A 13620-nucleotide genomic window follows, 5' to 3' on the forward strand; every position below is an offset into this window, starting at 1 on the left:
TTACACCGTAAAATTTGCCATACTAAGATGGCTTGTTCGAATCAACCGTTGCATAAAATTATCAGTACCCCCGTTATACTTATCCGGACATGAAGAGCAAAAAATGTCATGAGATAACTGCTTAAAACACAGTGCGGCTTGCGAAGTAGGAAATGCTTCAATAACAGATTTACACAGCTGCGTGGCGCTACGTAATTTTTCATCGCTTTGTATATAACCAATAAACTCAAGTGTCACAGAAAGATATTGGCGCGCCACTTTATGTAAATTCTGGTAAATGGCCAGTGACTCCGCCTCCGATTCCACCTTATTCACCAGAATGAGAAAATGCTGTCTCGCATATTCCTGACTCATGATCTTAATCAGTGCATAAGCGCCAGTCAGTGAAGCAGCCGATCCTGAAATCACGATCATCACCTGTTCTGAAGCCAAACTTAAAGGCAGAACATGCGTAGTACCGGTCATCGCGGTATCAATCAGCACAACATCAACAGATTCAGTCAGTTTTGAAAAACTCTCGATAATCCAATCTTGCTCTAATGAATTCAGCTTATTAAGCGCATGAATACCGCGCATAGCGGATAATATGGTTATATTTTCAGGGCCTTGCAGCAGAACTTGATGTAACTTCTTATCCCTGTTGATGACGTGAAGTAGATCAAAGCGTGCTTGCAGCCCCAGGTTAGTGCAAATATTGTTATGACACGAATTCTCGTCAATCAGTAGCACGCGCTGGCCATTCCTAGCCAATGCTGCGGCAAGATTCACCACAACACTGGTTTTTCCTACCCGGCTTTTCCCGCCAGCAATGGTAAAAACACGTGCTGAATCATGCGTCTGAAATGGCACCAAATTACGTAAGCCAGCAGCCTGATCCTGTGTAATCATCTTAGTCATGACTGAATCCTGCTAATGATTTTTCGCCAGTACGCGATGATTCTGCGTTATTCTTACTTGCCATAATCAAAGCAAATTCAGCATCTTGCAGCGTGAACGCAGAATCCCCTGGAGATGATTTAAAAATACGATGTAACAAATAGCGAGGATTGGCCGCATGAATATCCTCCGGAACCTTTTGCCCGTTTGCCACATAATGCAGCATCAGCTTTCTACGAATAACTGCATCCAAAGCCACTCCAAGACTCGCCGTTTCATCCACTTTAGTGATAATGCAACCGTAAATACCGTTCTTTTGGTAGGCGGAAATCACTTCATCCAAAGTTTTGCCATTCGACGCGGCGCTCAAGACGAGCATGCGCTTTACATCTGCGCCACAATTACTCAACATTGCAATCTGCTGTGTCACCATGTGATCACGCTGACTCATGCCAACGGTATCAATCAGTACCATGTGCTTGTTCTTCAACTCCGATAACGTAAGTTGCAAATCATCCGTATCTTTGATGGTGCGCACCGGAACACCTAATAATTGTCCATAAATTCTTAATTGCTCATGACCTCCGATACGATAGCTATCGGTAGTCAGTAACGCCACTTTGTCCGCACCATGCCTGATGACACATCGAGCTGCCAACTTTGCGGTGGTAGTCGTTTTCCCAACCCCCGTAGGACCGATCAATGCATACACCCCGCCTTTTTCCACTATTTCATCACTGGCAACCGTATGCAAATTAAACGCCAAAGCCGACATTGCTTGTTTCAAACTCTGTTCATAATCAAAATCCACGGTTAATTTATCTACCAGACGGCGTGATAACGAAGGGCTAAAACCGGCATCCAGCATGGCACGCAATAACTTCATTTTTTCCGGCCTGCGCTGCGTAAAATTTCCCCATGCAACGGTGGCCAATTGGTCTTCCAGCGTACTTTTCATGGCATGTATTTCTGCAATGATGTCATGCGCTAATGACGCAGACATGGCATCGGAAGATACCTTTTGGGCTTCTGCCGGCTCATGAATCAAAGACAATAATTTTGGATACGATTCTGTCGTATCCAGCGCTTTATGGTGTTCATACTGCGGAATATTAGGTACCGTTGATGGCGTTTCCACGAGGCTGGACATCTCGGAGTCCGCAAGTGCCATGATCTCTACGCCATCCTTTGTCTTTCTGTTTGAAAGTATCACCGCATCAACACCAAGCTCTTCTTTAACCTGACGTAATGCTTCTTTCGACGTGGGAGCAATATATCGTTTTACTTTCATTTGCTACCTCCAATAACAGCAGTGATTTTGATTTTTCTGGAACTTGGAATTTCTGAATGGGAAAGCACACTTAATTGTGGCAATGCACGCCGTAAAAATTTGGCTAATAAGAAACGGATCGCACTGGGTACCAATAGCACGATAGGTAACCCCAGCTTCTCCTGCTGTTGCGCTGCACTGCGAGCTTCTTTAAGCAAAGTATCGGCAAGTCCGGGTTCTAGTCCCGCACCTCCCTGTGCCCCCCCTGTTTGCATCACTTGCGCGAGTATATTTTCCAATTCATGATGCAAACTCATTACCTGCAACTCGGCACCTGCAGGGAAATGCTGCTCGACGATCGCACGACCTAAAGCGTTTCTGACAGCCGCAGTCAATTCGTTAGCATCCTGCGTATGTACCGCGTTCTCTGTCAGCACATCGATCACGGTACGCATATCCCGGATATGCACACTTTCTTCCAACAAGTTATGTAAGACTTTCTGTACCGCAGACAAAGGTAATAGCTTTGGAACCAGATCTTCGATCAGTTTTGGAAATTGCGTGCTCAAATGATCCAATAGTTTTTGCAATTCCTGTCTGCCTAACAATTCAGCAGCATGTAAATGGATCAAATGATTAATATGCGTCGTTACCACGGTACTGGCATCAACCACGGTATAACCATTGGCTTGCGCTTGTTCTCGCAAAGAGGCTTCAATCCATACGGCAGGCAACCCAAATGCCGGATCACTGGTCACAGTGCCGGGCAATTGCATAGTGACTCGTCCAGGATTGATGGCCAGATACATCCCCGAATAGGATTCGCCCTGACCGATGACCGAACCTTTTAGGGTGATACGATAACCATTAGGCCGCAGCTCAAGGTTATCGCGAATATGCACAACCGGCGGTAGAAAACCAATTTCTTGCGCAAATTTTCTACGTATGCCATTAATCCGTTTTAACAGCTCGCCCTGTTGGGCTCTATCGACCAGCGGAATCAATCGATAACCGACTTCCAGCCCCAACGTATCAATCGGAGTTACATCATCCCAGCTTGCATCCGTTCTCTCGACCAACGGAGCTTCCGGAACAGCAGTCGCCGTTGTTAATTGAGTACTTGCTGCACTTCTTCCCTTGAAGTATGCGATCGCACCCAGAATAGAAGCGATCAGCAGAAATACAAAATTGGGCATGCCTGGAATCATTCCCATGACACCAAGAATGCCTGCAGTAATCACTAATACTTGCGGCTGATTAAATAATTGACTTAAAACTTGTTCACCCAGATCTTCGTCCGTAGTGACACGGCTCACCACCAAACCGGCGGCTGTTGAAATAATCAGCGCAGGAATCTGTCCCACTAGACCATCGCCAATTGTCAGCATCGTATAATTCTTGGCTGCTGCACCCATTTCCATATCATGCTGCAGTACGCCGACAATCAATCCGCCAATAATGGTAATCAGCATGATCAATATGCCGGCAATGGCATCGCCGCGCACAAACTTGCTGGCACCATCCATCGATCCATAAAAATCCGCTTCTTGTGAGATGTTGGCCCGGCGTTTACGCGCTTCATCTTCACCGATCAATCCGGCATTCAAGTCGGCGTCAATAGCCATTTGTTTACCAGGCATGGCATCCAACGTAAAACGTGCGCTCACCTCTGCAATACGCCCTGCACCCTTGGTAATCACCACAAAATTGATAATGACCAGAATAATAAATACGATTATTCCAACGGCATAATTACCACCGACCAGAAAGTGCCCAAACGCTTCAATCACTTTACCTGCTGCATCAGGACCAGTATGTCCTTCCAGCAATACCACCCGGGTCGAAGCAATATTGAGTGACAATCTTAATAAGGTTGTGATCAGCAGTATGGTAGGGAAAACCGCAAAATCCAGTGGATTCCTGGTGTAAAGGCTCACCATCAGTACGATGATGGATACCGCAATATTGAAGGTAAATAATAGATCCAGCACAAATGGCGGCAAAGGCAACACCATCATAGCCAGAATCATGATAATCAATATCGGACCGGCAAGCGCCCTGAGATTATTCGTATCGACTAACGATGATAAGGTAGCTGCATTATTCATATCGTTTGCAGTTAAGCGCCTATATTGAGAAATCGGTTGATAAATGATTCATCTTATTGGTGTCCACTAAACAGCGTACTTGGGTTGATCCAATCCATCAGGCACTGGCACATCCGTTGGCGGTTTAGGAGCATCACCGCCATATTCGTTATAACGTTTTAACTGAAATATGTAGGCCAATACCTCAGCCACTGCGGTATACAGTTTTTCAGGTATTTCACTTTCAAGTTCGGCGTGATAGTACAAAGCACGTGCAAGCGGCGGCGCTTCAAGAATCGGTATGCGATTCTCTTCGGCCACTTCGCGAATACGTGCCGCTAACAAATGCACGCCCTTTGCAACCACCGTAGGTGCACGCATGGTTTCACTTTTATACTTAAGCGCCACCGCATAATGCGTCGGGTTGGTCACAATGACATCCGCGTTCGGTATCTCCGCCATCATGCGACGACGCGCAGCTTCACGTTGCAAACCACGAATCCGCGCTTTCACAAAAGGATCACCCTCATCTTCTTTATGCTCTTTGCGGATTTCTTCCTTAGTCATGCGCAGTTGCTTCGCATGCTCCCAGAGCTGGAATGGCACATCGATCACGGCGATTAATGCCATTGCGGCAACGGTTAACAGAAAACTCATCACCAAGTACTCGCCAGTACGCTGGATCCCGGAATCCACTGGCACTGTCAATAGCGCCATCACTTCTTCTTTGTTGTGCCAAATGATCAACGCTGCAACACCGCCAATGACGATGGTTTTGGCAATTGCTTTTACCAGCTCAACCAAGCTGCGCATTGAAAATATTCTGCCGAAGCCTTTAATGGGATTGATACGATCGAATTTGGGCAGCAGCGCCTTGGCGCTAATCATCCAACCGCTTAATAACATGGGTGCAAAAAACGCTACGATGATCAGTAACAGAAGTAATGGTGCGATTGCGATCAGGCCTTCAAAAGCTAGCTCATAGAAGCGCGTGAGCATTAAATCCGGTTGGAATGCCATTTCTCGTTCCAATTGCATGCCCACTTTCATGATGTTCAGTAACTTATCCATCAGATCGGCGCCCAGAAACAAGATGCCGGCCGCAGCGACCATTAATAAAGCGAATGTGGTCAATTCTTGAGAACGCGCAACCTGCCCTTCTTCCCGCGATTTCTCTATGCGCTTGGGCGTAGCCGGTTCCGTACGTTCTAAATCACTATCTTCAGACATGACAAACTCCAAATTCTTACAAATGAATTATCATGCTGACTGTCACGATTCAATAATGCGAACAACGAAGGAATCATCCCCTTTATCCATGCAATGCTGAAAGTGACCTTATATTTTGTTTTTTATCAATGAATTACTGATAAATTAATATATTAAATGGTTGCATCTTGAAAACTTTAGAAAGGCTGTGAATAATCCACATTCATCATGCCGAACAGCGCGAGCAATCTAACATTGCAGATTTTTCACGATGTTCAAAATGACAGTTACTCAGAAATTTCTTAGCATCTTTCCGACTGATTCATTACTTATTGATTTAATAAGGATATGTATATTACGTTACGTTTTATTCGCCGCCTCCTGATAATAGGCGTGTTAATTGCCTGCTTATTGATCATTACTGCAGGATTTCTACTACGTGGCAGCCTGCCACAATATGATGGTGAAATCGTGGTAGCGGAGTTATCCGCGCCGGTATCGATTGACAGAGATACGCTTGGCAGTGTTACTTTTAAAGGTCAAAACCGTGCGGATCTGGCCATGGCGATGGGCTACGTTCATGCACAAGAACGCTTCTTTGAGATGGATTTAATGCGTCGGCAGGCTGCTGGTGAACTGGCAGAATTATTCGGCACTGGTTTGATTACGCATGACCGCAGAGTACGCCAGTTTCGTATGCGATCACGCGCCGCAGCGGTATTACAACAACTTCCTACTGAGCAACTGCAATTACTGAATGCGTACCGGGTTGGCGTTAACCAAGGTATGCAAGCGCTGACCGCGAATCCTTTTCCGTACCTGCTGACGCGGACCCAACCAGCTGCGTGGCGCAATGAAGACAGCATTCTGGTGATATTCGCGATGTTTTTCACCTTGAATGAATCGAATATTTATCGTGAACTGAAACTATCCAGCATGCGCGCTGCATTACCCGACTCGGTTTATCAATTTCTGACTATCCCCGCAGGCAATTGGGATGCACCACTGATTGATGAACCGTTTGCATTGCCGAAACTGCCATCAATCTCTGACATTAATCTGCAAGCACTGGATGGGCATTTATTCAAAGACGATCACCCGAATACTGAATATGCACCGGGAAGTAACAGTTTTGCGGTTTCTGGTGCATTAGCCGATGGCGCTGCTCTGGTAGCGAACGATATGCATCTGACATTACGGGTACCCAATATCTGGTTTCGGTCGCGTCTCACATATCCATCCATGACATCCTCGGATCATCATGACATCACAGGTCTCAGCTTGCCTGGCGTTCCTTCGATCGTGATCGGATCGAACCGTCATATCGCCTGGAGTTTCACCAACAGTCACGGCGATTTCGCCGACTGGATTCGGGTAACCATCGATGAAAAAGATCACACACGTTATCTCGGCGCAACCGGCTGGAAACCGCTCAATATCATTCAAGAAACGATCCATGTCCGCGCTGCTCCGGATGAAGTGCTCACCATTACTGAAACCGAGTGGGGCCCCATCATGGCGCAGGATCATGACAAAACCCCTTTGGCGCTAGCCTGGACAGCACTACACCCCGAAGCCATCAATCTTAAGCTGATCGAACTGGAACACGCACAGACAGCCGAACAAGCCGCAAAAATTGCACAATTGGCCGGCATGCCGGTACAGAATTTTATTGTCGGCGACCGCAACGGCGATATCAGTTGGACGTTCGCAGGGCGGATTCCCAGTCGATCCGGCAATTATGATCCGCAATTACCTGCCGATTGGAGTATCTCGGATACCGGTTGGAATGGCTGGTTAGACGCCGAACACTATCCGTTAGTCAACAACCCCGCATCACAGCGGTTATGGTCTGCCAATTCCCGTGCGGTCTCGGGCAACCAGTTGGTGCTGCTCGGCAATGGCGGCTACGATCTGGGCGCAAGAGCCACACAAATTCGCGACAGTTTATTGGCGCGTAATCAATTTACCGCTACAGATATGCAGGCGATCCAATTGGACGATCGCGCATTGTTATTAGCGCATTGGTATCAATTGCTAAAAACCACCCTGGAAGCGGCTGACGACGATAGCTTGCCGTGGGTTGCCGTGATGAAAACTGCGTTAAACGACTGGAACGGATATGCCGCGGCGGATTCTGTTTCTTATCGCGCAGTCCGCACCTATCGTTATGAAGTCATGAAAACCGTGTTAAACGGCTTTGCCGCTCAAGTCAGGCAACAGGATGCAACTTTTAAGTTACCCAGACTCAGTCAAGGTGAATTGATCGTATGGCAATTGCTTGAGCGCCAACCTCAGCATCTGCTGCCGGTACCGTACAGAAACTGGGAAGAATTGCTACATCTGTGCGCTCAGGTTGTTGCCGTGCAACTGCAGCAAAACGGCGGCATTGCTGAACGCAGTTGGGGAGAGTATAACACTGCACGCATCCGCCATCCGCTCAGCCAAAAACTGCCCGCATGGTTTGCGCAATGGCTCGATATGCCGAATGATCCGCTGCCCGGCGACCATAATATGCCACGCGTTCAATCCCCTGATTTTGGCGCCTCGCAACGCTCAATCGTTGCTCCCGGCCAAGAAGAAAATGGTTATCTGGATATGCCCGGCGGACAAAGCGGACACCCGCTGTCACCTTATTACGGCAGCGGCCATGCCAACTGGGTCAGCGGAAAACCGACACCGTTTCTTCCTGGAGAACCTGAAAGGCAGATGAAGCTGATTCCAGCAAAGTGATAGTTTTCTGATTCTGTCCACATTAGATTGTAGGTTGAAATGACTACAGCGCAAAGATCAGAATGTCACATTACCCGCGACCAAACCGGTACCATCATTATGCGTCACGATACCCAGCACCTGAATATCCGTTGCAACAAGGGTATCGTCACCACCGGATCCGGCGGTATACAACACCATTGCAGTCTGCGTGGCTGAAAAATTGATGGCGAACAGGTGTTCTTCGCCGGTTGCAATGCCGGTGAAATCGATTTCTTCCCCCAACTCGGTTATAACATTGGCCAGTCCTACCGCCGTAAAGTCGGCCAATGCAAGCTCGATTTCTGCATCCAGCAGCACGGTGGCTTCCTGATTCGCACCACCGACAATGGCCTGATTTCCCAAGTCTGCACTATTACTCGTCGAATAATCCAGCATACCATCGCCATCATCATCCAGCAGTGTTTTAAGCGCTCCCGAAACTTGAATCAGGTCATCCGTGGCAGTATTGGCATTGGCGTCAAACTGGGTAATCGAGTCTGCGCCACTATTAGCACCCGCTGCGGCGCCATCCGAGGCTGCGCTATAAATGACTGTTTGGCGGGTATTATCATTGGCACTGCTGCCCAGAGGAATAGTATCGGCACCTGCACCACCCGTGATGTTGTCATTGCCTGCACCACTGGTCATACTATCGTTGCCAGCACCGCCGACAAGCGTATCGTTGCCTGTCCCTCCAGAAACCGTATCATTCCCGGAACCGCCGGTAATATTGTCATTGCCTGTGCCGCCGGTAATCGTAAAAGCACCATCCGTTTCAGCAACACCATTAAATGTCAGCACACCTGAATTGGCGGCATTCGACAACGTCAAGATAGCGCCGGCTGCCACCAAGGTGTTTTGCGTCGTGATGGTAACGGCTGTATTGGTATTACCGATGGTAATGGTCTCAATATTCTGAACATTATCAAAGTCGTTTGCCGCAGTGAACGCTGTATTGCCAGTTAGCGCGACCGTGTCCGTTCCTGCACCGCCATCCACGACGTCCGCACTGGCTAAACCCGTGACTACAGAAAATCTAAGCGTATCATTACCCGCACCACCGGACAGGGTGTCATTGCCCGATCCAGCAATGATACTGTCATTGCCATTGCCTCCGGCAAGCGTGTCATTTCCCGAACTACCGGTAATACTGTCATTTGCCCCGCCCCCCGTAATATTGAATGTACCATCGGTTTCCGCGGCACCATTAAATGTCAACACGCCCGTTGTCAGCGAAGTGGCCTGCAGTGTCAGAATGGCTCCCGCCGCTACCAGCGTATCCAGCGTAGTTATCGCAACATTGGTCGTCGTATTGGCAAGCGTGATGGTTTCGATATTCCTGGCATTGTTGAAATTGGTTGCCGCGACAGCTGTATTGCCGGTCAAAGCAACGATGTCGGCCCCAGCGCCGCCATCTACGTTATCCGCGCTGGTCAGACCAGCACCCGCCGTCAACGTGAACGTATCATTATCTGCACCACCAGACAGCGTGTCATTACCCAACCCTGCTGTCACACTGTCGTTACCATCACCGCCGGCGAGTGTGTCATTGCCCGAGCCGCCGATGATGCTGTCATTACCGGAGCCGCCGGTAATATTGAATGTGCCGTCGGCTTCGGCGGCGCCGTTAAACGTTAGAACACCCGAATTCGCCGCATTCGATAATGTCAACGTGGCAGCGGCTGCAACCAATGCATTCACCGTGGTGATGGTAACCGCCGTATTGGTCAACTCCGGTAATATAATCGCTTCAATATTACTGACATTATTAAACTGAGTGGCGCTAATCGCTGTAGTACCCGTCAGCGTGACGGTATCGGTCCCGGTGCCGCCGTTGATTGTGTCCGTAGTCAATCCTGTCCCGGCAATAAACGTGAACGTATCATCACCCGCATTCCCAACGAATATGTTATTTCCCGCACCGCTGATCATGCTGTCATTGCCCGCACCGCCAGTGATCGTGAAATTGCCATCCGTTTCCGCGCTGCCGTTAAATGTCAGCACACCTGAATTGGCAGCATTTGATAATGTCAAGATAGCGCCGACCGCCACCAGGGTGTCTTGCGTCGTGATGGTAACAGCCGTATTGGTATTGCCCAGTGTAATGGCCTCAATATTCTGAACATCATCAAAATCGTTTGTGGCGGTAAAAGCGATATTACCCGTTAGCGCAACCGTATCCGTCCCCGCACCGCCATCCACGACATCCGCACTGGTTAAGCCCGTGGCCGCGGCAAATGTGAACGTGTCATTGCCTGCACCGCCCGTCAGTGTATCGCTGCCCAATCCGGCCGTGATACTGTCGTTACCGTTGCCTCCGGCCAGTATGTCATTGCCCGAGCTACCGGTAATGGCGTCATTCGCCCCGCCGCCCGTGATATTGAATGTACCATCGGTTTCCGCAGCACCATTAAATGTCAGTACGCCACTTGTCATTGAAGTTGCTTGCAGTGTCAAAACAGCGCCCGCCGCGACCAAGGTATCCTTGGTGGTAATGGCGACAGCGCCGGTAGTATTGGCAACCGTAATGGTCTCGATGTTGCTGACATTATCAAAATTAGTGGCAGCAACCGCCGTATTGCCCGTCAAAGCCACCGTGTCCATCCCTGTTCCGCCATTGACGATATCTGCAGTGGTTAAACCGGAACCTGCCGCAAAACTGAAGGTATCATTATTGGCGCCACCGGCGACAATGTCTGTACCTGTGCCGCAAACCATGCTATCAGCGCCCGCACCACCGGTAATTGTGTCATTGGAAGCGCCGCTACTGGTGATGCTGAAGGCACCATCCGTTTCCGCGGCACCATTAAATGCCAATCCACCGGTAGTCGTTGTCGACAATGCCAATGTAGCACCTGCTGCCACCAGGGTATCTTGCGTCGTGATGGTAACGGCTGTGTTGGTATTACCCAAGGTAATGGCTTCAATATTCCGCACATTATCAAAATCTGTTGCGACGGTAAAAACAGTATTCCCCGTCAAGGCAACCGTGTCCGTCCCCGCACCTCCATCCACCATATCTGCAGTGGTTAAACCTGTAACCGCAGCAAATCTAAGCGTATCATTACCGGCATCGCCGGACAGCGTGTCATTGCCCAATCCGGCGGTTATGCTGTCGTTACCGTCACCACCGGCAAGCGTGTCATTACCTAAGCCGCCGGTGATATTGTCATTGCCTGAGCCGCCGGTAATATTGAATGTACCGTCGGCTTCGGCGGCGCCGTTAAATGTCAGTACACCCGAATTGGCGGCATTCGATAGCGTCAACGTGGCGCCGGCTGCAACTAGGGCATTCACCGCGGTAATGGTAACCGCTGTATTAACCATATCCGGCAACGTAATCGCTTCAATATTGCTGACATTATTGAATTGGGTGGCAGTAACCGCTGTAGTGCCGGTCAGCACTACCGTATCGGTTCCGATACCGCCGTTGACTGTGTCCGTAGTCAATCCGGTTCCGGCGACAAATGTGAACGTATCATCGCCCGCATTCCCAACGAGTGTGTTATTTCCCGCACCACTGATCATGCTGTCATTGCCCGTACCGCCGGTGATCGTGAAGTTACCATTCGTTTCCGCGCTGCCATCGAAAATCAGCACACCCGAGTTGGCGGCATTCGATAACGCCAAGGTGGTTCCCGCAGCAACCAAAGCATCTTGGGTAGCAATGGTAACAGCGGTATCGGTATTGCCTAAGGTAATCGCTTCAATATTCTGAACATTATCAAATTCATCCGTAGCGGTAAAAGCAGTATTGCCCGTCAACACGACCGTATCCGTTCCTGCACCGCCGTCCAGCATGTCCGCACTGGTTAAGCCTATGACCGTGGCAAGCGTGAACGTATCATTGCCTGCACCGCCCGTCAGCGTGTCATTGCCCAATCCAGCAGTGATGCTGTCGTTACCGTTACCGCCAGTTAAACTATCATTGCCCGAACCACCGGTAAGCGTGTCATTCGCCCCGCCGCCCGTAATATTGAACGCACCATCGGTTTCCGCAGCACCATTAAATGTCAGCACACCCGTTGTCAGTGAAGTTGCCTGTAGTGACAAAATAGCGCCTGCCGCGACCAACGTATCCAGCGTAGTTATCGCAACATTGGTCGTCGTATTGGCAAGCGTGATGGTTTCGATATTCCTGACATTGTTAAAATTAGTTGCCGCGATGGCTGTATTACTGGTCAACACGACAGCATCCGTTCCTGCGCCGCTGTCCACCGTATCCGCGCTGGTGAGACCTGTGCCTGCCACAAACGTAAAACTGTCATCACCTGCGCCAGTCGTGATGTTACTGGTTGCCGTTCCCGCGGTGATATTGAACTTGCCTGTTGAACCGGCAATTGCTCCGGTCAATGTCGATCCCGTAAATCCGGTTACCGTCACGGTATCGTCGTCCGCAACACCGGTAATTGCAAGACTGGCCGCACCTGCGATGATAGCGATCCCATCATCCACCGTGTTATCCGCCACTGCGACACCAAACGTACCGCTGGTCGGATTTGAAGCAGCCAGATCCCCGGTCAGACCGGTAATATTAACTATCCCAGCCGCACCACCCCCAGCAGTGACGGTCAAGGCCGTATTATTGGTCAGCGCTGCAGCATCGATCGTCACAGTATCCGATGCCGCACCGGCGGCAACATTCACCGAAGTTGCCGCTGATCCCGTGGTAATAGCGATTCCGTTATCGGCCGCATTGGCTGTCGTCACTGTCAGCGATCCACTGAGATTGGACGCAATGACATCTCCCACCAGATTATTAATCACCAATGCGGATGCACTCGCTGCCGCTACGGTCAATGCCGCATTTTGTGCTAATGCGGCTGCATTCACTGTGACGGTATCGCTCGCGTTATCGGCAATCAGGTTCAGCGCTGTGGAACCAGTAATCACTGTACGCGCATTGGTAGTGTCATCGCTCAGCTCATAGTTTTCGATGTTTGACAAAGCGGTTACAGCGCCGTTACCTACAATGGTAATTTTTTCGCCATTCACGCCCGTGCCCGGTGCCATGACGGCACCGCTGAAACCTTGGTTCTGTGCCGCCGACAGCCGTACCGCTGCGCCCGATGTCAGGTTCAGTGCAGCTACGTTGTTGATCGTGCCACCGCTGATGTCCGCGCCTGTACTCAAGTTCAGCGTATCGGCAACAGTGTTGTCGCCATTGATCGTGCCGGTAAAGTTAAGCGCGCCAAGTGCAAACGTTACCGCATCGGTGGCAGAATCCGCCGTGACATTCGTGGTTGCATCGGCAATCGTGACCGTGCGCGCATTGCTTGAATCGTCGCCAATGCTGTAGTTCTCAACGTTGACCAGCGTGGTGACGATGCCATCGCCGGCAATGGTGATGGTCTCACCATTCATGCCCATGCCCGGTGCCGTGACGGCACCGCTAAAACCCTGGTTCTGTGCCGCCGAGAGCCG

General features: G+C 49.8%; 6 protein-coding genes. 1 reads left to right on the forward strand and 5 read right to left on the reverse strand.

Annotated elements, in window-relative coordinates:
• The 4 genes from C8R34_RS01375 to flhB form a co-directional block, all read right to left on the reverse strand.
• Nucleotides 1-897: an AAA family ATPase gene (locus tag C8R34_RS01375; RefSeq protein WP_110337086.1), complete on the reverse strand. Its 897-nt coding sequence runs from the start codon at nucleotides 895-897 to the stop codon at nucleotides 1-3.
• On the reverse strand, nucleotides 890-2167 hold the full coding sequence (gene flhF, locus C8R34_RS01380) for a flagellar biosynthesis protein FlhF (protein WP_110337088.1): 1278 nt from the start codon (nucleotides 2165-2167) through the stop codon (nucleotides 890-892). Before flhF ends, C8R34_RS01375 begins: the two co-directional genes overlap by 8 nt.
• Entirely contained in the window at nucleotides 2164-4254 is a 2091-nt protein-coding gene (gene flhA / locus C8R34_RS01385; RefSeq protein ID WP_110337090.1) for a flagellar biosynthesis protein FlhA, read from the reverse strand. Before flhA ends, flhF begins: the two co-directional genes overlap by 4 nt.
• 66 nt (nucleotides 4255-4320) lie before the next feature.
• The gene (flhB, locus tag C8R34_RS01390; RefSeq protein WP_110337092.1) at nucleotides 4321-5463 is read right to left on the reverse strand and encodes a flagellar biosynthesis protein FlhB; all 1143 of its coding nucleotides are present in this window, start codon (nucleotides 5461-5463) and stop codon (nucleotides 4321-4323) included.
• 327 nt (nucleotides 5464-5790) lie between these two features.
• Between flhB and C8R34_RS01395 the strand changes: the two genes are divergently transcribed.
• Nucleotides 5791-8175, forward strand: a complete 2385-nt coding sequence (locus C8R34_RS01395) for a penicillin acylase family protein (protein ID WP_110337094.1) — start codon at nucleotides 5791-5793, stop codon at nucleotides 8173-8175.
• A 57-nt stretch (nucleotides 8176-8232) separates the two neighbouring features.
• Here the strand turns inward: C8R34_RS01395 and C8R34_RS01400 are convergent.
• Nucleotides 8233-13620 (reverse strand): calcium-binding protein (locus C8R34_RS01400; protein WP_146207581.1); only part of this gene is annotated, 5388 nt, incomplete at its 5' end.

Source organism: Nitrosomonas sp. Nm84 (assembly GCF_003201565.1).
Taxonomy (GTDB): Bacteria; Pseudomonadota; Gammaproteobacteria; order Burkholderiales; family Nitrosomonadaceae; genus Nitrosomonas.